The organism is Achromobacter colocynthidis (assembly GCF_057334535.1).
On record NZ_JBHFIZ010000023.1, the window covers coordinates 65,536 to 87,648 of the forward strand.

Annotated in this window: 18 protein-coding genes; 9 read left to right on the forward strand and 9 right to left on the reverse strand. The window is 63.6% G+C overall.

What is annotated here, in order from left to right:
- Positions 1–29: 29 nt before the first annotated feature.
- From ACE04A_RS08240 to ACE04A_RS08265, 6 genes are all read right to left on the reverse strand, one after another.
- The gene (locus ACE04A_RS08240) at positions 30–1,388 is read right to left on the reverse strand and encodes a THUMP domain-containing class I SAM-dependent RNA methyltransferase (RefSeq protein WP_485820044.1); all 1,359 of its coding nucleotides are present in this window, start codon (positions 1,386–1,388) and stop codon (positions 30–32) included.
- Positions 1,389–1,917: 529 nt separating this feature from the next.
- Positions 1,918–2,346, reverse strand: a complete 429-nt coding sequence (locus ACE04A_RS08245) for a CopD family protein (RefSeq protein WP_172616216.1) — start codon at positions 2,344–2,346, stop codon at positions 1,918–1,920.
- Positions 2,347–2,609: 263 nt separating this feature from the next.
- Positions 2,610–4,058 carry a bifunctional 2-methylcitrate dehydratase/aconitate hydratase gene (locus tag ACE04A_RS08250; protein WP_485820032.1) on the reverse strand — a complete coding sequence of 483 codons (1,449 nt, stop codon included), beginning with the start codon at positions 4,056–4,058 and terminating at the stop codon, positions 2,610–2,612.
- 76 nt (positions 4,059–4,134) lie between these two features.
- Positions 4,135–5,328, reverse strand: coding sequence for a bifunctional 2-methylcitrate synthase/citrate synthase (prpC, locus tag ACE04A_RS08255; RefSeq protein WP_100857265.1), 1,194 nt, complete (start codon positions 5,326–5,328; stop codon positions 4,135–4,137).
- A gap of 96 nt (positions 5,329–5,424) precedes the next feature.
- On the reverse strand, positions 5,425–6,315 hold the full coding sequence (gene prpB, locus ACE04A_RS08260; RefSeq protein WP_485820033.1) for a methylisocitrate lyase: 891 nt from the start codon (positions 6,313–6,315) through the stop codon (positions 5,425–5,427).
- Between the two features lie 178 nt (positions 6,316–6,493).
- Positions 6,494–7,483: a malate dehydrogenase gene (locus tag ACE04A_RS08265; RefSeq protein WP_006218122.1), complete on the reverse strand. Its 990-nt coding sequence runs from the start codon at positions 7,481–7,483 to the stop codon at positions 6,494–6,496.
- Between the two features lie 346 nt (positions 7,484–7,829).
- On the opposite strand from ACE04A_RS08265, the gene ACE04A_RS08270 reads away from it, so the two are divergent.
- From ACE04A_RS08270 to ACE04A_RS08310, 9 genes are all read left to right on the forward strand, one after another.
- Positions 7,830–8,609: a GntR family transcriptional regulator gene (locus tag ACE04A_RS08270; RefSeq protein ID WP_100857264.1), complete on the forward strand. Its 780-nt coding sequence runs from the start codon at positions 7,830–7,832 to the stop codon at positions 8,607–8,609.
- 121 nt (positions 8,610–8,730) lie between these two features.
- A complete protein-coding gene (gene sdhC, locus ACE04A_RS08275) occupies positions 8,731–9,147 on the forward strand; it encodes a succinate dehydrogenase, cytochrome b556 subunit (RefSeq protein ID WP_259251832.1) in 417 nt (138 codons plus the stop codon).
- A complete protein-coding gene (gene sdhD, locus ACE04A_RS08280; RefSeq protein WP_100857262.1) occupies positions 9,148–9,531 on the forward strand; it encodes a succinate dehydrogenase, hydrophobic membrane anchor protein in 384 nt (127 codons plus the stop codon).
- A gap of 3 nt (positions 9,532–9,534) precedes the next feature.
- Positions 9,535–11,313 (forward strand): succinate dehydrogenase flavoprotein subunit, encoded by a 1,779-nt coding sequence (sdhA, locus tag ACE04A_RS08285; protein ID WP_259251831.1) that lies wholly within the window; start codon positions 9,535–9,537, stop codon positions 11,311–11,313.
- An 18-nt stretch (positions 11,314–11,331) separates the two neighbouring features.
- Positions 11,332–12,048, forward strand: a complete 717-nt coding sequence (locus tag ACE04A_RS08290) for a succinate dehydrogenase iron-sulfur subunit (protein WP_006218127.1) — start codon at positions 11,332–11,334, stop codon at positions 12,046–12,048.
- 37 nt (positions 12,049–12,085) lie between these two features.
- Entirely contained in the window at positions 12,086–12,346 is a 261-nt protein-coding gene (locus ACE04A_RS08295; RefSeq protein WP_006218128.1) for a succinate dehydrogenase assembly factor 2, read from the forward strand.
- Between the two features lie 20 nt (positions 12,347–12,366).
- On the forward strand, positions 12,367–13,677 hold the full coding sequence (gltA, locus tag ACE04A_RS08300) for a citrate synthase (protein ID WP_050449832.1): 1,311 nt from the start codon (positions 12,367–12,369) through the stop codon (positions 13,675–13,677).
- A 110-nt stretch (positions 13,678–13,787) separates the two neighbouring features.
- Positions 13,788–14,900 carry a hypothetical protein gene (locus ACE04A_RS08305; RefSeq protein WP_448718540.1) on the forward strand — a complete coding sequence of 371 codons (1,113 nt, stop codon included), beginning with the start codon at positions 13,788–13,790 and terminating at the stop codon, positions 14,898–14,900.
- 159 nt (positions 14,901–15,059) lie between these two features.
- A complete protein-coding gene (locus ACE04A_RS08310; protein WP_448718539.1) occupies positions 15,060–15,959 on the forward strand; it encodes a LysR family transcriptional regulator in 900 nt (299 codons plus the stop codon).
- Between the two features lie 23 nt (positions 15,960–15,982).
- On the opposite strand, the gene ACE04A_RS08315 is transcribed toward ACE04A_RS08310, so the two are convergent.
- From ACE04A_RS08315 to mdeB, 3 genes are all read right to left on the reverse strand, one after another.
- Positions 15,983–16,435 (reverse strand): DUF2214 family protein, encoded by a 453-nt coding sequence (locus ACE04A_RS08315; protein WP_100857259.1) that lies wholly within the window; start codon positions 16,433–16,435, stop codon positions 15,983–15,985.
- Positions 16,436–16,588: 153 nt separating this feature from the next.
- On the reverse strand, positions 16,589–18,886 hold the full coding sequence (locus tag ACE04A_RS08320; RefSeq protein ID WP_485820034.1) for an NADP-dependent malic enzyme: 2,298 nt from the start codon (positions 18,884–18,886) through the stop codon (positions 16,589–16,591).
- 501 nt (positions 18,887–19,387) lie between these two features.
- Positions 19,388–22,075, reverse strand: a complete 2,688-nt coding sequence (gene mdeB, locus ACE04A_RS08325; protein WP_485820035.1) for an alpha-ketoglutarate dehydrogenase — start codon at positions 22,073–22,075, stop codon at positions 19,388–19,390.
- Positions 22,076–22,113 lie beyond the last annotated feature (38 nt).

Below are 22,113 nucleotides of genomic sequence, written 5' to 3' on the forward strand. Positions count from 1 at the left end.
GGGCGAGAAACGCCCGGGCCCGAGTGCGTTCAGGCGTCGCGATAGCCGGCGGCAACCAGCTCGAAGCCGAAGAGGCGGCAGTCCAGGGCACCGTTGTACAACGGTACGCGGCGCTTGGGCTTCAAGCGCATCTGGTTGGGCAATGTCATGTCGCTGGTGATGACGTGCAACTGCCAGCCCGCGAAATTGCGTTTCAGGCAGGCGGCCCAGTCGCGCCACAAGTCGGCGTCCTGTTCGGTCAGCATGCGCTCGCCATAGGGCGGGTTGGTGACGATCCAGCCGTGGTCGGCGGGCGCCGTTATCTGGCGGGCGTCGCCGACTTCAAAGCGGATCGAATCGGCCGTCAGCCAGGCGCGCTCGGCGTTGTTCTGAGCGAATTCAATGGCTTGCGGATCCAGGTCGTAGCCCACGAGCGGCGCGTCCAACTGCGGCAGGATGCGCGAACGGGCGTCGTCCTTCAGGTCGCGCCAGCGGTAGGCGTCGTGGTCGCGCAGCCGTTCGAAGCCGAACGGGCGCGAAATGCCGGGAGGCACGCCCAGCGCAATCCAGGCCGCTTCGATCAGGATGGTGCCCGACCCGCAGAACGGGTCCAGCAGCGGCGCGGCGGGGTCCCAGCCGGCCAGGGCCAGCATGCCGGCCGCCAGGTTTTCGCGCAGCGGCGCTTCGCCCTTGTCCAGGCGCCAGCCGCGCTTGAACAGCGATTCGCCCGACGTGTCCAGGTACAGCGTGGCCGTATGGCCCGTCAGGAACAGGTGGACGCGCGCGTCCGGGCGCACCGTGTCGATGCTGGGGCGTTCGCCTTCCAGCTCGCGCAGGCGGTCGCAGATGCCATCCTTGGCGCGCAGGTTGCAGTACTGCAAGCTCTGCACCGGGCTCTTGATGGCCGAAGTGTCCACGCGCAGCGTCTGTTCTGCGCCGAACCAGCGTTCCCAGGGGGTGTCGCGGGCCAGGTCCAGAATATCGTCTTCATGCGAGATTTCGGCGTGCGCCACCTGCACCAGAATGCGGGTGGCCAAGCGCGAGTACAAGTTGGCGCGCTGCACGCCTGCCCAGTCGGCCGTGAACGAGCAACCGGCCCGACCGGCCTGGGCGTCGTCGTAGCCCAGCGCCTGCATTTCGGCCGTCAGGGCTTCTTCCAGGCCTTGCGGGCAGGGGGCGAACACCGTGAACACTTCCGCCTGGCGGGTTTCGCGCGGGCGGCGGCTGCGGGTTTCGACACGCGGGGCGCGGTCTTGATAGTCATCGCGCGGTGCGTCGGCGTAATCGTCGCGCGCTTCGGTGAATTCCGGTTCCGGGGTGTGCTCGGGCGGTTCGGCCTGGACGTCGGGAGCGGGGCCGTCATCTTCGAACGGGGCGTAGAAGCGGCCCGCCGGCGTGGCCGGCGCAATGTACTGGTCATCGAGGCGCGGCGCGCGTTGTGGCGGACGGCCTGAACGGGCGCTGGGGGCGGCGTCGCGGCGCGAGTCGTCGGAACGCCCACGGGCAGGCTGCCCGCGATCGAACCGGCCACGTTCGGCATTGCCACGATCAGAGCTGCTACGTTCGGAGCCCCCCCGTGCAGATCCCCCGCGTTCGGACGAGCCCCGTTCCGCCGAGCCTCGGCCGGCAGCGCCACGACCTTCGCCACGGCTCGGTTGCCCGCGCTCGTACTGGCCGCGCGCGCCAGCGCCCGGTTTGCGGCGCGCCTCTTCTTCCTGGCGGCGTTGGTAGCCTTCAGGATCCTTTTGGCGTTCTACGTTTTCTTTGGTGCGCGAGATCTGCGCGACCAGCCTGGCGCGGGCGCCGGTGCGGGTGCGTTTGGGCGCTTCTTCAGCATGGGCGTCGCGCGCCGTTTTTTTGATCGTCAGCGTCTTGCGCGGGCGGTCCTTGTCATCAGAGGACATACGAATCCTGGCGAATGTGCAAAGGTAGGGGGAATCAGAAGGGTTTGACGACGACCAGCGCCACCACCACCAAGAGCAGCAAGACGGGAACTTCGTTGAACCAGCGATAGAACTTGTGCGAACGGGTGTTTTTGCCCTGTTCGAACTTACGCAGCATCAAGCCACAGGCGTGATGGTAGCCGATGACGAGCAAGACGAAAAAGAGTTTGGCATGCATCCAGCCGTTGCCCGGACCCACGCCGATGCGGTAGCCCAGGTACAGCCACATGCCGAACACAACGGCGACCACGGCCAGAATGGTGGTGAAGCGGTACAGCCGGCGCGCCATGCCCAGCAGGGTTGCCTGGACGGAAGCGTCCGATTGCTGCGCCAGGTTCACGAAAATGCGCGGCAGATAGAACAATCCGGCAAACCAGGAAGCGATAAAAACAATGTGAAAGGTCTTGACCCAAAGCATGCCCATGGCAAGCCTCCGTCGAGGAAAGCCGCATTGTAAGGCCGCCGATGTGGGTGGGATGTAGGATGGGTGAAGCGCGACACGCCCGCCCCAAGGTCGCTGACATCAAACGCGCGTAACCCATCAAACAACGCTGAACGACAAGCCGACCACCGCAATCCCCCCCGACGCGCTCCGCCCGGGCAGCGTACGTTCCGTTCCCGTTCCGCATGGGTTGCGCGCGTTCGGCACTTGCGCCATTGCAAGCGGTCACGCGCGCTTCACCCATCCTACGTGTACAAGTCGACGTATTCGTGGACCGGCATGGCTTCCAGCGCTTTTTGATCCAGCGACACCTCAAGGATGCGGCGTTGCTGCTTGGCTGCGAACATGCGGGCCAGATTGGTGCGGAACTTGGCTTCCAGCAAGGGGATGCCGTCGGCGCGGCGGCGCTTGTGGCCGATGGGGTATTCGCAGACGATTTCATCCAGCCTAGATCCGTCGTTGAATTTCACCGTCAGCGCGTTGGCGATCGAGCGCTTGTCCGGGTCGTGGTAGTCGCGGGTGTAGGCCGGGTCTTCCACGCAGACGATCTTGTCGCGCAGGATGTCGATGCGCGGATCGCGCGCGACTTCGTCTTCGTAGTCGCCGGCGGTCAAGCGGCCGAACAGCACCGGCACTGCCACCATGTACTGGATGCAGTGGTCGCGGTCGGCGGGGTTGTTCAGCGGGCCCTTCTTGTCGATGATGCGGATGCACGCTTCATGCGTGCGGATCGTGATGGCCTTGATGTCGTCCGCGCTTTTGCCCAGCGCCTTGAGCTTTGCGTGGATGTCCATGGCGCATTCCACGGCGGTCTGCGAATGGAATTCCGCCGGGAACGAAATCTTGAACAGCACGTTCTCCATCACGTAGCTGCCATACGGCCGCTGGAACTTGAACGGCTGCCCCTTGAACAGCACGTCGTAAAAGCCCCAGGTCTTGGCGCTAAGCACCGACGGGTAGCCCATCTCGCCGGTTTTCGCGGTCAATGCCAGGCGCACGGCGCGGCTGGTGGCGTCGCCCGCGGCCCAGCTTTTGCGGCTGCCGGTGTTCGGCGCGTGGCGATACGTGCGCAGGCTTTGGCCGTCGACCCAGGCCAGTGACACGGCGTTGATGACTTCGTCGCGGTCCAGGCCCAGCATCTGCGCCACCACGGCGGTGGACGCCACCTTGACCAGCACCACGTGGTCCAGGCCGACCTTGTTGAAGGAATTTTCCAGCGCGATGCAACCCTGGATTTCATGCGCCTTGATCATGCCGGTCAGCACGTCACGCATGGTCAGCGGGGGCTTGCCGGCAGCGACAGCCGTGCGCGACAGCCAATCGGCCGTGGCCAGGATGCCGCCCAGATTGTCGGACGGATGGCCCCATTCGGCGGCCAGCCAGGTGTCGTTGAAATCCAGCCAGCGGATCATCGTGCCGATGTTGAACGCGGCCTGCACGGGGTCAAGCTGGAACGGCGTGCCGGGCACCTTGGCGCCGTTGGGCACTACGGTGCCAGGCACGATCGGCCCCAGCAGCTTCTTGCACGCCGGGTATTCCAGCGCTTCCAGGCCGCAGCCCAGCGTGTCGATCAGGCAGTTTCGTGCAGTCTCGTACGCCAGGCTGCTCTTGATCTCGTAGTTGAGAACGTAGTCCGCGATATCGACCAGGACCTGATCGGGATCGGGACGTACGTTTGAGATTGGGGCGGACATTGCGAACCCTCCTTAGCGAAGAAGTGAATACAGGTGGCCATGCCGCGCCTTGTTCTCGCTCTGGTTGCGGGCCGCCTTACTTGCGCTTGTCCAGCGGCACGAACTTCTGATCTTCCGGGCCGACGTAGTTGGCGGTGGGGCGGATGATCTTGTTGTCGATGCGCTGCTCAATGATGTGGGCCGACCAGCCCGCCGTGCGCGCGATGACGAACAGCGGGGTGAACATGGCGGTGGGCACTCCCATCATGTGGTAGCTGACGGCCGAGAACCAGTCCAGGTTGGGGAACATCTTCTTGATGTCCCACATGACCGTTTCCAGGCGTTCGGCGATGTCGAACATCTTGGTGCTGCCGGCCTTCTTGGACAGCTTCTTGGCCACGTCCTTGATGACCTTGTTGCGTGGGTCGGACACGGTGTAGACGGGGTGGCCAAAGCCGATGATGACTTCCTTGGCCTCGACGCGGCGGCGGATGTCGGCCTCGGCTTCGTCCGGCGTGTCATAGCGCTTTTGCACGTCGAACGCTACTTCGTTGGCGCCGCCGTGCTTGGGGCCGCGCAGCGCGCCGATGGCGCCGGCAATCGACGAGAACATGTCCGAACCCGTGCCGGCGATGACGCGCGCGGTGAAGGTCGATGCATTGAATTCGTGTTCGGCGTACAGGTTCAAGGAGATGTGCATCGCCTTGACCCATTCGTCGCTGGGCTTTTCGCCGTGTAGCAAGTGCAGGAAGTGGCCGCCGATGCTGTCGTCGTCGGTTTGCACGTCGATCATGTGGCCGTTGTGGCTGTAGTGATACCAGTACAGCAGGGCCGAACCCAGGTTGGCCATCAGGCGGTCGGCGATGTCGCGCGCGCCCGGAGTGTTGTGGTCGTCTTTTTCAGGCAGCACGCAGCCCAGCACCGACACGGCGGTGCGCATCACGTCCATGGGGTGGCTGGATGCCGGCAGCGCTTCCAGCGCCACCTGCAACTGGGCGGGCAGGCCGCGCAGGCTCTTCAGCTTTTGCTTGTACGCGGCCAGTTCGGCCTTGTTGGGCAGCTTGCCGTGGACCAGCAGGTGGGCAATTTCCTCGAACTCGCTGGTGTGGGCGATGTCCAGGATGTCGTAGCCACGGTAGTGCAGGTCGTTGCCGCTGCGGCCGACGGTGCACAGCGCGGTGTTGCCCGCAACCACGCCCGACAGGGCAACGGACTTCTTGGGTTTAAAACCGGCTTTCTCTTCCGGCTTGGCATCCGGCTTGGCTTCTTGCTTTTTGGGAGCCGTGCTCATGTCTCTACTCCTTCACTTTCGCTGTGGTCGATGCAATGGGGAACTAGCATGGCGCCGCGAGGGTATCGCGGCGCCGGATACCGAAGGCGCGGCGGTTTACGCTTTGCCCTTCTGGAAGAGCGCATCCAGTTTGGATTCGAATTCGTGATAGCCGATGCGGTCGTACAGCTCGTCGCGCGTCTGCATCAGGTCCACCACGTTTTTCTGGTGGCCGTCGCGGCGGATGGCGGTGTAGACGGCTTCGGCGGCCTTGTTCATGGCGCGGAAGGCCGACAGCGGGTACAGCACCATGCCCACGCCCACGCTCTTGAGCTCTTCAACGCTGAACAGCGGCGTCTTGCCGAACTCGGTGATGTTGGCCAGCACCGGCACCTTCACGGCTTTGACAAAACGGTCATAGGTGGGCAAGTCGTAGGCGGCTTCGGCGAAGATGGCGTCGGCGCCGGCTTCCACGCAGGCCAGCGCGCGTTCGATCGCGGCGTCCACGCCGTGCGACGCAATGGCGTCGGTGCGGGCGATCAGGTAGAAGTCGCTGGCGGTGCGCGCATCGGCCGCGGCCTTGACGCGGTCGGCCATTTCTTCGGTAGTGACGATTTCCTTGCCCGGACGATGGCCGCAGCGCTTGGCGCCGACCTGGTCTTCGATGTGGCAGGCGGCCGCGCCGAACTTGATCAGGCTCTTGACGGTGCGGGCGATGTTGAACGCCGACGGGCCGAAGCCGGTATCGATGTCCACCACCAGCGGCACGTCGCACACGTCGGTGATGCGGCGCACGTCAGTCAGCACGTCGTCCATGGTGTTGATGCCCAGATCGGGCAGGCCCAGCGAACCGGCCGCGACACCGCCGCCCGACAGGTAGATGGCGCGGTAGCCGGCGCGCTTGGCCAGCAGCGCGTGGTTGGCGTTGATGGCGCCGATGATCTGCAGCGGGCTTTCTTCGGCAAGGGCGCGGCGGAAGAGGGCGCCGGGCGATTCGGGTCTGGACATGGAGGTCTCCGTTCTTATGGCTAGCCCACGACCTTATCGCGGGTCCGGAATATAAATCTGTCCCCTACGCGACAATCCCGGCGCGGCCGGGCCAAGAGACAGGTGTATGTTTCGGCATGATCGCTACACAGAAGAATTGGGCCCGCATCAACGGGCCCAATCCTGATTCAAGCGCTGCTTACTTCAGCAGGTCCTTGACGCCGTCGCGCTCTTCCAGCAGCTCTTTCAGCGTGAAGTCCAGGCGCTCGCGCGAGAAGGCATCGATTTCCAGGCCTTCGACACGCTTGTATTCGCCGTTTTCGGTCGTGACCGGCACGCCGTAGATGATGCCTTCCGGAATGCCATACGAGCCATCCGACGGAACGCCCATCGTGACCCACTTGCCGTTGCTGCCCAGGACCCAGTCACGGACGTGGTCGATGGCGGCGTTGGCGGCCGAAGCGGCCGAGGACAGGCCACGGGCTTCGATGATGGCGGCGCCGCGCTTGCCGACGGTGGGGATGAACGTGTCGCGGTTCCAGGCGTCATCGTTGATGAGCTTGGTGAGCGACTCGCCGCCGACGGTGGCAAAGCGGAAATCCGGGTACATCGTGGGCGAGTGGTTGCCCCAGACGATCAGGTTTTCGATGTCGGCAACCGGCTTGCCCGACTTGGCCGACAACTGCGACAGGGCGCGGTTGTGGTCCAGGCGCAGCATGGCGGTGAAGTTCTTTGCCGGCAGGTCCGGCGCCGACTTCATGGCGATGTAGGCGTTGGTGTTGGCGGGGTTGCCCACGACCAGGACCTTGACGTTGCGGCTGGCCACGTCGTTCAGGGCCTTGCCTTGCGCCGTGAAGATCTGGGCGTTGACCGACAGCAGGTCCTTGCGTTCCATGCCGGGGCCGCGCGGACGGGCGCCAACCAGCAGGGCCACGTCGGCGTCCTTGAAGGCGGTGCGGGGGTCGCTGTGAGCGGTCACTTCCTGCAGCAGCGGGAAGGCGCAGTCATCCAATTCCATGATGACGCCCTTCAGGGCCTTTTGCGCTTTCTCGTCGGGGATTTCCAGCAATTGCAGGATGACGGGTTGATCTTTACCCAGCATTTCGCCGGAGGCGATGCGGAATAGCAGTGCGTAACCGATTTGGCCGGCGGCGCCGGTGACGGCGACACGCAAGGCAGGCTTGGACATGGACGTTCTCCGTAATGGTTTGGCGAGAAAAAATCTCACCAATCAGTGTAATCGTTGGGGCATCAAAAACAGCGCGCACAAGCAAGCCGGCGCGGGGCCCTGACAGCCGTGAATCCTAGAACGATTTCCAGGGGGCGTCAAACGCTCTTCTATCTTATATAAGACATAAGACGTTGGACAGCGTCTGGCCCGATATGCCACAATAGAGCGTTTATTCGAATGCGTTGCAGCCCGGTCTCTTGTGCCCCCTGACAGCGCATTTTGGATGTGGGTTTGCATCCCGTTTGCATCTTGTTTGCGCCGCCCTCCCATCATCCGGATGAACATGACACTTTCAAGAAGATCCATGGCAGAGCCTCGGCCCGAAACCTCCTTACGCACACGCGCCGCCCGTTCAACGGGCGAGGGGGCCGCTTTCAGTCCGCTCTATCGCCAGATCAAGGATCTGCTCGTTCAAAGCCTTGAGCGCGGCGAATGGAAGCCCGGTGAACTCATCCCCAGCGAAATCGATCTGGCTGCCCGTTTTCAGGTCAGCCAGGGTACGGTGCGCAAGGCGGTTGATGAGTTGGCCGCCGAGCACATGCTGCTGCGTCGCCAAGGCAAGGGCACCTTTGTCGCCACCCACCACGAAGCCCGCGTGCGCTACCGTTTTCTGCGCCTGGCCGCCGATGAAGAAGGCGAGGCCGGCCGCGCCGAAAGCCGCATCCTGGAATGCCGGCGCCTGCGCGCGCCCGCCGAGATCGCGCGCGCCCTGGATCTTCGGGCCGGCGAAACCGTCGTGATGATCCGCCGCCTGCTGTCCATGGGGCAGACACCCACCGTGGTGGACGACATCTGGCTGCCCGGTTCCATTTTCCGTGGTCTCACCCTCGAGCTGCTGACCGCCAACAAGGCGCCGCTCTATGGTCTGTTTGAATCCGAATTCGGCGTGAGCATGGTGCGCGCGGACGAGAAGCTGCGCGCGGTGATCGCGCCGGCCGAAGTCTGTCCGCTGCTTAATGTTTCCGCCGGCACGCCGTTGTTGCAGGTAGATCGGGTGTCTTACACCTATGGTGACCGCCCCATGGAAATCCGCCGGGGTTTGTACTTGACCGATCGATACCACTACCGCAATAGTCTGAATTGATGAGCTTTTACACTACGATTTGATACCAACCCAATCTCTGGGCGAAAATAGCGTGTTTGCCCGAAAGGGCCACGGCACTTTCGCCGTCACGATTCCCTAGTTCAGAAACACCGAGGCCGTCATGTCCGACACCGCTGCCAAGCCACGTCCGCAGTTTCGCAATATTGGGCTTGCCCAAGTTGCGTTCTCCTATCGCCTGCCCCTGGCCGGCAAGCTGTCCATCCTGCACCGCATCAGCGGCATTTTGCTGTTCCTCTGTTTGCCCTTGGTCATCGTGCCGCTGTTCGCAGCAAGCGTGGCCGCTCCGCAAACGTTCGCCTGGATCGCCTCCATCGCGGCCAACCCGATCGTAAAGCTTGTCTTCCTGGTCCTCGTCTGGGGCTACCTGCATCACTTCTGTGCCGGCATCCGCTACCTGCTGCTTGACCTGCACATCGGTATCGACAAGCTGTCGGCCAAGAAAAGCGCCGGCGTGGTCTTCGGTGTCAGCCTGGCGCTGACGCTGGTGTTCGCCCTCAAACTGTTCGGAGTGCTGTAAATGGCCGCCGCTAAAAACTACGGACCCAAGCGCCTGGTCGTCGGCGCGCACTATGGCGTCATGGATTTCATCATTCAGCGCATCACCGCCGTCATCATGGCCGTGTATACGCTGGTGCTGCTCGTTGGCATCTTGATGATGCCTGCCTTCACGTATGAACACTGGGTCAAGCTGTTCAATTTCTACGTGGGCTTCATTCCGGTTGGCCAGATTCTGGCCTCCCTTGCATTCATTGCGTTGGCCTGGCATGCCTGGATTGGCGTGCGCGACATCTGGATGGACTACGTCAAGCCGGTAGGCCTGCGCCTGCTGTTGCAAGTGCTGACGATCCTCTGGCTGATCGGTACGGTCGTTTACTTCGCGCAAATCCTCTGGAGCATTTAAGCCGTGGTCTCTGTCATGAAATCCTTGCCGCGCCGCCAGTTTGATGTGGTGGTCGTTGGCGCCGGTGGAGCCGGCATGCGTTGTTCGCTGCAACTGTCCCAAGCGGGGCTGTCCGTTGCCGTGCTGTCCAAAGTGTTCCCCACGCGTTCGCACACCGTTGCCGCACAGGGCGGCGTGAGCGCCTCGCTGGGCAACATGAGCGAAGACAACTGGTACTGGCACATGTACGACACCGTCAAGGGGTCGGATTGGCTGGGCGACCAGGACGCCATCGAATTCATGTGCCGTGAAGCGCCGAACGCCGTGTACGAGCTCGAGCACTTCGGCATGCCGTTTGACCGCAACCCCGACGGCACGATCTACCAGCGTCCGTTCGGCGGCCACACCGCCAACTTCGGTGAAAAGCCGGTGCAGCGCGCCTGTGCCGCCGCCGACCGCACCGGCCACGCGCTGTTGCACACGCTCTACCAGCGCAACGTTGCCGCGCGCACCCAGTTCTTCGTCGAATGGATGGCGCTGGACCTGCTGCGCAACGAAGCCGGTGACGTCGTGGGCGTGACCGCCCTGGAAATGGAAACGGGCGAAATCTACATCCTGGAAGCCAAGACCACGGTGCTGGCCACCGGCGGCGCCGGCCGTATCTGGGCCGCTTCCACCAACGCCTTCATCAACACCGGTGACGGCCTGGGCATGGCGGCGCGCGCGGGCATCCCGCTGCAAGACATGGAATTCTGGCAATTCCACCCGACCGGCGTGGCCGGCGCGGGCGTGCTGATCACCGAAGGCGTGCGTGGCGAAGGCGGCATCCTGTTGAACAAGGATGGCGAACGCTTCATGGAGCGCTATGCGCCCACGCTGAAGGATCTGGCTCCGCGTGACTTCGTGTCGCGTTCGATGGACCAGGAAATCAAGGAAGGCCGCGGTTGCGGTCCTGACGGCAGCTACGTCGTCCTGAAGCTGGACCACCTGGGCGCCGACGTCATCAACAAGCGTCTGCCCTCGATCCGCGAAATCGCCATCAAGTTCGGCAACGTCGACCCGATCAAGGAACCGATCCCCGTCGTCCCGACCATTCACTACCAGATGGGCGGCATTCCGGCCAACTACCACGGCCAGGTGCTCTCGCGCGAAAATGGCGAGAACAAGGTCGTCAACGGCCTGTACGCCATCGGCGAATGCGCCGCGGTGTCGGTGCACGGCGCCAACCGCCTGGGCACGAACTCGCTGCTGGACCTGATCGTGTTCGGTCGCGCCACCGGCAACCACATCGTGAATTCGCACCCGGAGCGCCAGCGCGCGCACCAGGAACTGCCGAAGCAAGCCGTGGAATTCTCGCTGGACCGCGTGAACAAGCTGGAATCGCGTACTTCGGGCGAAAAGACGCAAGACATCGGCAACGCCATCCGCTTCTCGATGCAGCGCCACTGCGGCGTGTTCCGCACGCTGGAACTGCTGAACGAAGGCGTGGCCCAGATCGAAGATCTGGCCAAAACCGCCGACAACATCTACTTCAAGGACAAGTCCAAGGTGTTCAACACCGCGCGCGTCGAAGCGCTGGAACTGGCCAACATGACCGAAGTGGCCCGCGCCACGATCAAGTCGGCCGCTGCCCGTACGGAAAGCCGTGGCGCTCACGCGCTGGACGACCACCCGACGCGCGACGACGAGAACTGGCTGAAGCACACGCTGTGGTATTCCGAAGGCAGCCGCCTGGATTACAAGCCTGTGCAGATGAAGCCGCTCACCGTTGAGTCCTTCCCGCCCAAGGCGCGTACCTTCTAAGTCCGGATAGAGCCCATTATGAGCACCAAGAGAATCGTCAAGTTCGAAATCTACCGCTACGATCCGGACAAGGACGAGCGCCCGTACATGCAGAAGCTGGACGTTGAACTCCAGCCCACCGACAAGATGCTGCTTGATGCGCTGGTGCGCATCAAGAACGACGTCGATGACAGCCTGGCCCTGCGCCGTTCGTGCCGTGAAGGCGTGTGCGGTTCCGACGCCATGAACATCAACGGCAAGAACGGCCTGGCCTGCACGACGAACCTGCGCGAATTGAAGGAACCCATCGTTCTGCGTCCGCTGCCGGGCCTGCCCGTCATCCGCGACCTGATCGTGGACATGACGCACTTCTTCAACCAGTACCACTCGATTCGTCCGTACCTCATCAACGACGCGCCGCCGCCCGAAAAAGAGCGCCTGCAGTCGCCCGAGGCACGCGAAGAATTGGACGGCCTGTACGAGTGCATCCTGTGCGCGTGCTGTTCCACTTCCTGCCCGTCTTTCTGGTGGAACCCGGACAAGTTCGTCGGCCCGGCCGGCCTGCTGCAAGCCTACCGTTTCATCGCGGACAGCCGCGACGAAGCCACCGGCGAGCGTCTGGACAACCTGGAAGATCCGTACCGCTTGTTCCGTTGCCACACCATCATGAACTGCGTCGACGTCTGTCCCAAGGGGCTGAACCCGACCAAGGCAATCGGCAAGATCAAGGAACTGATGGTTCGCCGCACGGTCTAGTTTCTAGTGTGAAGACTTTTGTTTTTATGGTGTAACGATGAGCAGGCTAACTGAACTGGAGCGGGCGCGTCTGCGTTGGCGGGCGCGCCGCGGCCTGCTCGAAAACGACTTGATCATCACTCGGTATCTTGACGCTTACGAGGCCGAACTTACCGATGATGATGTGGCCGCATTGACCCAGCTTTTCGAGATGGGAGACAACGATCTTCTCGACCTGCTGCTGGCCCGCAAGGAACTCGAAGGCGACCTGGACACCCCCAGGCTTCGGGGCATTATTGGCCAGATGCGCGCACTCTGATTAATGTGAGAGGAATAAACATGAACCTGTCTGACAAAAAAGCCACTCTATCCTTCTCGGATGGCAGCGCACCCATTGAGTTCCCTGTCTACAAGGGCACGGTCGGTCCGGATGTGATCGACATCCGCAAGCTGTATGGCCAGACGGGCATGTTTACGTTTGACCCCGGCTTCATGTCCACCGCGGCTTGCGAGTCGGGCATCACGTACATCGACGGCGACAAGGGCGAACTGCTGTACCGCGGCTTCCCCATCGAGCAATTGGCCGTCAACTGCGACTTCATGGACATCTGCTACCTGATCCTGAACGGCGATCTGCCGAACCAGGAACAGAAGGCCGACTTCGACTCGCAAGTGACCCATCACACGATGGTCAACGAGCAGCTGCACTTCTTCCTGCGTGGCTTCCGCCGCGACGCGCACCCGATGGCCGTGCTGACGGGTCTGGTTGGCGCGCTGTCCGCGTTCTACCACGACTCCACCGACATCACGAACCCGCAGCATCGCCACATCTCGGCCATCCGCCTGATCGCCAAGATGCCGACGCTGGTTGCGATGGCGTACAAGTACTCGCAAGGCCAACCGTTCATCTACCCGCAGAACGACCTGTCCTACACGGGCAACTTCCTGCGCATGATGTTCGCCACGCCGTGCGAAGACTACAAGGTCAACGAAGTCGTTGAACGCGCGCTGGACCGCATCTTCATCCTGCACGCCGACCACGAGCAAAACGCTTCGACCTCGACCGTGCGCCTGTGCGGTTCGTCGGGCACCAACCCGTTCGCCGCCATCTCGGCCGGCGTGGCTTGCCTGTGGGGCCCGGCTCACGGCGGCGCCAACGAAGCTTGCCTGCAAATGCTGGAAGAGCTGCAAGCGAACGGCGGCATCGACAAGGTCGGTGAGTTCATGGAGAAGGTCAAGGACAAGAACTCGGGCGTGCGCCTGATGGGCTTTGGCCACCGCGTCTACAAGAACTACGACCCGCGCGCCAAGCTGATGCAGGAAACCTGCAAGGAAGTGCTCTCGGCCCTGGGCCTGGAAAACGACCCGCTGTTCAAGCTGGCCATGGAACTGGAACGCATCGCCCTGTCGGATCCGTACTTCGTCCAGCGCAAGCTGTACCCGAACGTGGACTTCTACTCGGGTATCGTCCAGCGCGCCATCGGCATCCCGACCTCGCTGTTCACGGCCATCTTCGCGCTGGCCCGCACGGTAGGCTGGATTGCCCAGTGGAACGAAATGCTGTCGGATCCCGACTACAAGATCGGCCGTCCGCGCCAGCTCTTCACGGGTTCGGTCACCCGCGACGTGCCCCCGATGGACAAGCGTTAATCCGCTTTTCCTTTCGGCAAGTGAATGACAAGAAACCGCCTTCGGGCGGTTTTTTGTTGCCTGCGCAAGGGCAGCCATGAGTCGGCGGCAATGCGGATATCATGCTGGCCATGATTCCCGTCTCACTGCCATCAGCCAATTTCTACCTGTTGCTTTCGCTGGGCTTGCTTGCCGGCGTCGTGCTGGCCGCCTGGGGCCTGGTGCTGGCCGTCAGCGCCGGCCATCGCCGCACGGTCCGCAAGTATTGGAAGACGTCGGCCGCGCTGTTCGTGGTGTTGGCGGCGCCCTTTGCCTTCTTCGTGTGGGTGCACACCATCGTCTGGCAGGTTGAGCGCGAGAGCGAGCGGGCCGAGGCGGCGCGCAACGTGACGCTGGAACAAGCAAGCACCGTGGGTGGCGTGGCCATGCCCGCCGGCACGCGGTTGAAGTTGCAAGACGAAGGGCAGTTGGAAACGTATGTTGAGGCCGAATTTCCGGCGCCCGTTCCCGTTTTCGGCGTGCAGACCATGCGGGTACGCCGCTATCTGGACACTGAATACGAAAAGGACACGTACGCGCTCATTGGCCGGTATCCGCGTAGCGTCATCCTGACAGGCCAGGGCGACCAGGTGGTGCAGGGGTGGCGCTGTGACAGCACGCATGACATCGAATTCGATACCGAACCCGACGGGGCGATGAAAGCCTTGAGCCAGTGTCGGCTGGGTAGCGGCAACCAGGTCGACGGCGTTGCGATCCATGCGGGCTCGGTGCTGTACGGCTCGAACGGCACGGTCTATGTGGACGGCTCGACCGACCCGGACCGCTGGCGCATCGACGTCAAGGATCCCGTGGCGGTGCAGGTGTTTGGGCTGATGTTGAGCGAGCCCCGGCTATACCTGGATGCCGAACGGCGCTTGCTGCGAGTCAGCGACGCCGAGCTTGCCTGCCGCGCGCGGCGGGACGGCTTTGACTATGCGGAGGGCACGCAGGTCAAGACCATCAGGCGCGTGATCGATGGGCAACGCGAACCCTTTCCCGGCGTGCTGGTGTTCAGCCCGGCGGCGGGGCAAGTGGCCAGGCATGAAGGCCATGCCGACGTGCCAGAGGGTATGTCGGTCATGCAGGCATTCGATGGCACGCTGGCCGGCATAGTGACGAACGAGGAAGTCGGCGTCTTTAAATTTGCGACCTTCTCCGTCGGCGACGAGGAGCCCAAGCCGCCCACGCGGGCGCGCTGTCCGTAGCGGCATGATGCCCTTGCGTGTGCATGTGCGCTTGCGGCGCGCGTTAAGAAATTCTTAAAAGTCTGTTCCGACAATGCGGGGTGCCGGAGGCGGTGTTGCGCCGGTCAAGCCGTTAACGGAGTGACGCCGGATGAGAGTGTCGTGAGAAGCCTGCACAGCATGGAGCTGTTTGCAGAAGTAGCCAAGGCCCGCAGCTTCAGTCGCGCGGCGGCCGTGCTGGGGCTGCCGAAATCAACGCTGTCGCGCCGCGTAGCGCAATTGGAGCGTTCGGTAGGCCTGAGCCTGCTGAACCGCAGCACCCGCAAGGTTGAACTGACTGGCGCGGGCGAACTGTATCTGGAGCGCTGCCTGCGCATCGTGCAAGAGGCCGAGGTGGCGCATGAAGAACTGCAAGCCTTGACCGCGACGCCGTCCGGGCTGCTGCGCGTGAACATGCCGGCCGCCTTTGCCACCGATGTCATGGCGGATATTTTCCTGAGGTTCTCGCGTCGATATCCGGATGTGGCTTTCCACGTGAACCTGGCGAGCCTCGAACATGTGGATCGCGTGGCGGACCCGTGCGACCTGACGATCAAGATTGGTGAACTGCCGGATTCGTCGCGCATCGCGCGTTGCCTGGGCGCCCTGAACGTTCATCTATACGCGTCCGAGGCCTATCTGGTGGCGCATGGCACGCCCGAGCATCCCGTGGAATTGTCGGCGCACGAGTGCATCGGGTTTCGCGCCCAGGCAACTGGCGCGCCCACCCGTTGGCCGCTGGCTCGCGGGAGCGAGCAGATCAGCGTCGTGCCCGCTAGCCGGTTTTCCGTCAACGAAGCCGGCATGGCGCCTCGCTTGGCGATGTTGGGCGCGGGCATTGCCGCGCTGGGCGGAGACCAGGCCGAGCTGCTGCAATCAGGCGCTTTGCGCCGCGTGTTGCCCGATTGGACGGTAGGACCGTTTCCCGTGCATGTCGTGACCGAAACGCGCTTGCTGCCGGCCAGGGCCAGGGCATTCGTCGACTATCTGATTGAATGCCTGGCGCAAGGCTGGCAGGCGCCCACGCTGAACGGTGGCTAGCACCGTTGAACGGTGCGCCGGCGCTACACGCTGATGTGGCGCGCCATCAGCACGGCGAAGAGCGGCAGGAAAATGAACAGGTGCGCTTCGATCATCACCCAGCGGCGCACGCGCTTGATCTCGGGCAACGTGGGCACGAAGCCGGCTTGCTGACGCGCCTGCTTTGCCCAGCGGAAGACGGCCAGCGTGGGCGGGATCGAACAGAGCGCGATGATGACGAACAGCGTGATCTTGGCGTGAAACCACGGGCTGCTCATGTAAAAGGCCGCGCCCTTCGCGCCCTGCGTCAGCCGCAGTAATCCGGTGATCAGCACCAGCACGGCGCTGACGCCATACAGGCGGTCGTAGATCACCAGGCGCTTCACGCCACTGGCGCTCAGGTCGGGGCGCAGCAGCACGGCTTCGGCGGTCAGCACCACCACCATTACAAAGATCGCCAGGTAGTGAAACCAGGCATATAGCGCATCGGCCAACATGTCGTCTCCAGGGAAAAGGTCAAGCATGGTTTTACCACCGGCCCGAGGCGCGGCGTCGATCAGGCGGCATGAAAATGCGGCTTCGGCGATAAAAAATGCGCCATGAAAAAAGGCGCCCCGAAGGGCGCCTTTGGCGTCAAGACTAGCGCGTGATCAACGGCGCTTCTTGGCGGCGTCGGCGGCTTCCTGCTGCGCGTCCACCACGGCCAGGGCCGTCATGTTGATGATGCGGCGCACGGTGGCGCTGGTCGTCAGGATGTGCACGGGGCGCGCGGCGCCCAGCAGGATGGGACCCATCGCGACGCCATTGCTGCCCGTCATCTTCAGCATGTTGTACGTGATGTTGCCGGTGTCCAGGTTCGGCATGACCAGCAGGTTGGCGCGACCCTTGAGCGTGCTGTCCGGGTAGGCCAGCACACGGATCTTTTCCGACAAGGCGGCGTCGGCGTGCATTTCGCCGTCCACTTCCAGGTCGGGCGCGCGTTCCTGCACCAGCTTGCTGGCGGCGGCCATTTTCTTGGACGATTCCGTGACGCGGCTGCCGAAGTTCGAATGCGACAGCAGGGCAATCTTCGGCACCACGCCAAAGCGCAGCATTTCGTCGGCGGCCTGGATGGTGATGTTGGCCACTTCTTCCGACGTCGGATTTTCATTGACGTGGGTGTCGGTGACGAACAGCGTCTGGTCAGGCAGCATCAGCACGTTCAGGGCGGCGTAGGTCTGGCCTTCCTTCTTGCCGATGATTTCGTCGACATACTTGAGCTGGTTGTCGTACTTGCTGGCCACGCCGCACAGCAGCGCGTCGGCGTCGCCGCGACGCAGCAGCATCGCGCCGATCAGCGTGTTGTGCTTGCGGATCATCGCCTTGGCGATGGCCGGCGTCACGCCTTCGCGGCCCTTCAACTGGTAGTACGCGGTCCAGGTTTCGTTGAAGCGTTCGTCGTCTTCCGGATCCACGATTTCGAAATGCTCGCCGGCCACCAGGCGCAGGCCGGCCTTGGTGATGCGCATTTCGATAACCGACGGACGGCCGATCAGGATCGGGCGGGCCAGCTTTTCGTCAACCACGGTCTGCACGGCGCGCAGCACGCGCTCGTCTTCGCCGTCGGCATAGATGACGCGCTTGGGCGCCTTCTTGGCCTGGGCGAACAGCGGACGCATCAGTTGGCCCGAGTGGTACACAAAGCCCATCAGCTTCTGGCGATAGGCTTCGATGTCTTCGATGGGGCGGGCAGCCACGCCGGAATCAGCAGCGGCTTGGGCCACGGCCGGCGCAATCTGGAAGATCAGGCGCGGGTCGAAGGGCTTGGGGATGATGTAGTCGGGGCCGAACGACAGTTCCTGGCCGGCGTAGGCGCGGGCCACTTCATCGTTCTGCTCGGCTTGCGCCAGTTCGGCGATGGCCTTCACGCAAGCCAGCTTCATTTCTTCCGTGATGCGCGAAGCGCCGGCATCCATGGCGCCGCGGAAGATAAAGGGGAAGCACAGCACGTTGTTGACCTGGTGCGGGTAGTCCGAACGGCCGGTGGCGATGATGCAATCCGGGCGGGCGGCCTTGGCCACTTCGGGGCGGATTTCCGGTTCCGGGTTGGCCAGCGCCAGGATCAGCGGGCGGTCGGCCATGGTCTTGACCATGTCGCCTGTCAGCACGCCAGAGGTCGAGCAGCCCAGGAACACGTCGGCGCCGTTGACCACGTCGGCCAGCGTGCGCGCATCGGTCTTTTGCGCGTAGCGCTTCTTGTTGGCTTCCATGTTTTCATCGCGGCCGTCCCAGATGACGCCACGCGAATCCACCACGAAGATGTTCTCGCGCTTGACGCCCAGGTGAACCAGCAGGTCCAGGCAGGCGATGGCGGCAGCGCCGGCGCCCGAGCAAGCCAGCTTGACCGAGCCGATGTCCTTGTTCACGACCTTCAGGCCATTCAGGATGGCGGCCGACGAAATGATGGCGGTGCCGTGCTGGTCGTCATGGAAGACGGGGATCTTCATGCGCTCGCGCAGCTTCTTTTCAATGTAGAAGCACTCGGGCGCCTTGATGTCTTCCAGGTTGACGCCGCCCAGCGTGGGCTCCAGCGCCGCGATGATGTCGACCAGCTTGTCGGGGTCGTTCTCGGCCAGTTCGATGTCGAACACGTCGATGCCGGCAAACTTCTTGAACAGGCAGCCCTTGCCTTCCATGACCGGCTTGGCGGCCAGCGGCCCGATGTTGCCCAGGCCCAGGACGGCGGTGCCGTTGGTGATCACGCCCACCAGGTTGCCGCGCGAGGTGTACTTGGACGCGGCGTCATCGCCCTGGTCGAAGATGGCCATGCAAGCGGCCGCCACGCCGGGGGAGTAGGCCAAGGACAGGTCGTCCTGGTTGGCCAAGGTCTTGGTCGGGACGACCGAGATTTTGCCGGGGGTGGGATAGGCGTGGTAATCCAACGCCATTTTGGTAAGAGTTTCGTCCATGGGATCGGGGCCTCTGAGGCACTAACTGAGAAAGAAAACGGGATGAAAAACGAATGACAAGCGGCGGGCTCGCGGCCCGCCGGTTTCTTTGCGAAATGCTTAGGGAACACCCGTATTTCACCAGAAAGCGCGGGCGCTTGGTTGTTGCAGTGCAGCGATCAGGCGCGTTTGATCAAGAACGGGTCGGATTATGTTTAGGTGGCGACGGGTTCCCCGTCGGTCGGGTGATCGGCTCCCGGGGATGGGCGATCGGTTCCCATCGGTCGGGTGATCGGCGCCCATCGAATCGTAGGATGGGTGTAGCGCGCGATGGCCGGCACAAGAACACGGTGCGGACCGCGCGAAACCCATCAAGCAGCGGCTGAACGACAGACGCAATAGGCAAGAAAGCTGTGGCTGCGGGTTTGTGGCTGCTCTATTTAAGAACTCCGCCGTTGCTTGATGGGTTTCGCGCGATCGTTGGCGGGGTTCTTGTCACCGGTCTTTCGCGCTCCACCCATCCTACGAATTCCATGGTGGGGTTTTGCGGGTGCGGGTGTTCAGCTTGTTGCGCAGCTTGTCGGCGTCTGTTTGTCGGCCCAGGCTGTCCAGCGCGTAGAGCGTGATCCAGTCGGCGCTGACTTCGAAGAAGTCGCGCAGTTGCGCGCGGGTGTCGCTGCGGCCAAAGCCATCGGTGCCCAAGGTGCGATACGGGGCCGGGACCCAGGCGCGGATCTGTTCGGGCACGGCGCGCACGTAGTCGGTGGCGGCGATGACCGGAGCGTCGCTGCCGCCCAGGCAGGTGCGAACCCAGTCCGCGTCGCTGGCGGTGTCCAGGCCCAGCACGCGGGCGCGTTCGGATTCGCGGCCGTCGCGGGCAAGTTCGGAAAAGCTGGTGACGCTCCAGACCTCGGCGTCCACGCCGTATTGCTCGCGCAGCCGCTCGGCGGCCATTTCGGCCTCGCGCAGCATGGGGCCCGCGCCCAGCAAGCGGACGTCTGCCTGCTTGCGCGCAGGCCGCAGGCGGTACATGCCGCGCAGGATGCCTGCGCTGACGCCGTCGTCGGCGGGCATGTCGGGCTGCGCCAGATTTTCGTTGGTGACGGTCAGGTAGAAGAATTCATCGTGCTGCTCGTCCAGCATGCGGCGCATGCCGTGTTCGACGATGACGGCAACCTCGTAGGCGTAGGCGGGATCGTAAGCGCGGCAGTTCGGCACGGCGGCGGCCATGATGTGGCTGGAGCCGTCCTGGTGTTGCAGCCCTTCGCCGCCCAACGTCGTGCGCCCGGAGGTGGCGCCGATCAAGAAGCCACGGGTGCGCTGGTCGGCGGCGGCCCAGATCAGGTCGCCGATGCGTTGGAAGCCGAACATCGAGTAATAGATATAGAACGGCAGCATCGGCAGGCCATTGACCGAATAACTGGTGCCGGTCGCCGTCCACGACGAAATCGCCCCGGCTTCGGTAATGCCTTCTTCCAGGATCTGCCCGTCGCGCGCTTCCCGGTAGTACAGCACCGAGCCGATGTCCTCGGGCTCATACAACTGGCCTTGCGCCGAATAGATGCCGATCTGGCGGAACAGGTTGGCCATGCCGAAGGTGCGGGCCTCGTCGGCCACGATGGGCACAATGCGCGGACCCACGGTGCCGTCCTTGAGCAGCGCGGTAAGCATGCGCACGATGGCCATGGTCGACGACATTTCCTTGCCGCTGGCCGTCAGCGCGAAGCGCGCCCATTGTTCGGCGGGGGGCGGCGTCAGGCGCGGGGCTTCAGTGCGGCGGCGGGGAATGTGGCCGCCCAGCGCGGCGCGGCGCGCTTGCAGGTGGCGCAGCTCGGCGCTGTCTTCGGCGGGTCGGTAGAACTTCAGCGCCAGGCAGTCGGCGTCAGAGATCGGCAGGGCGAAGCGGTCGCGAAAGGCCAGCAAGGCTTCGTCGTCCAGCTTCTTTTGCTGGTGCGTCGTCATCTTGCCCTGGCCCGCCGCGCCCATGCCGAAGCCCTTTTTCGTTTGCGCCAGGATCACGGTGGGCTGGCCGCTGTGCTTGGCCGCACGGTGATAGGCGGCATGGATCTTCACCATGTCGTGGCCGCCGCGGTGCAGGCGGTCGATGGCCTCGTCGGTCCAGTCCGCCACCAGCGCGGCCAGCTCGGGGTGCTGATTGAAAAAATGCGCGCGATTGAACGCGCCGTCGTTGGCGGCGAAAGTCTGGAACTGGCCGTCGACGGTGTTTGAGAAGGCGCGGGCCAGCGCACCGTTGGCGTCGCGGGCAAGCAGGGCGTCCCAGTCGCTACCCCATACCAGCTTGATCACGTTCCAGCCGGCGCCCGCGTACAGCGTTTCCAGCTCGTCGATGATGCGGCCGTTGCCGCGCACCGGGCCGTCCAGCCGTTGCAGGTTGCAGTTGACGACGAACACCAGGTTGTCGAGCTTCTCGCGCGCGGCAAGCGTCAGGGCGGCGATGGATTCCGGCTCGTCCATTTCGCCGTCGCCAAAAATGCCCCAGACCTTGCGGTCGCTGGCGGGCGCAAGCGAGCGGTGCTCCAGGTAGCGCATGAAGCGCGCCTGATAAATCGCGTTGATGGGGCCGATGCCCATGGACCCCGTCGGGAACTGCCAGAAATCGGGCATCAACCACGGATGGGGGTAGGACGACAGCCCGCGCAGGCCGCGCCCGGTAGCCGTGATTTCCTGGCGGAAATGCGCCAGGTCGTCTTCGCCCAGGAAGCCTTCGAGAAAGGCGCGGGCGTACACGCCGGGTGCGGAGTGCGGCTGCATGTAGACCAGGTCGCCCGGGCCATCGGCCGATTGCGCGCGGAAGAAGTGGTTGAAGCCCACTTCAAACAGGTCGGCCGCCGAGGCATAGCTGGCGATGTGGCCGCCCAGCTCGCCGTGCGCCGGGTTGGCGCGCACCACCATGGCCAAGGCGTTCCAGCGGTTGATGCGGGCGATGCGTTCTTCCACGGCCAGGTTGCCCGGAAACGGCGGCTCCTGGCTGGCGGGAATCGTGTTCAGGTAGGCGGTGCGCGTCTGGCTGTTGGCGCGCAGCCCCAGGGACGCGGCGTGCCCCAGCACGCTATCCAGCACATAGCCCGCGCGCTCGGCGCCGTCGGCCTCAAGCAGCGACTGCAAGGCGTCGCGCCATTCGGCGGTTTCCGTGGGATCGGCGTCAGACCCGGTGTGATGGCCGGGGGCGGGGTGGCTCGCGTCGCGCATGGGTGTTGTCTCCTGTTATCGCTCAATCCTAGACCTGT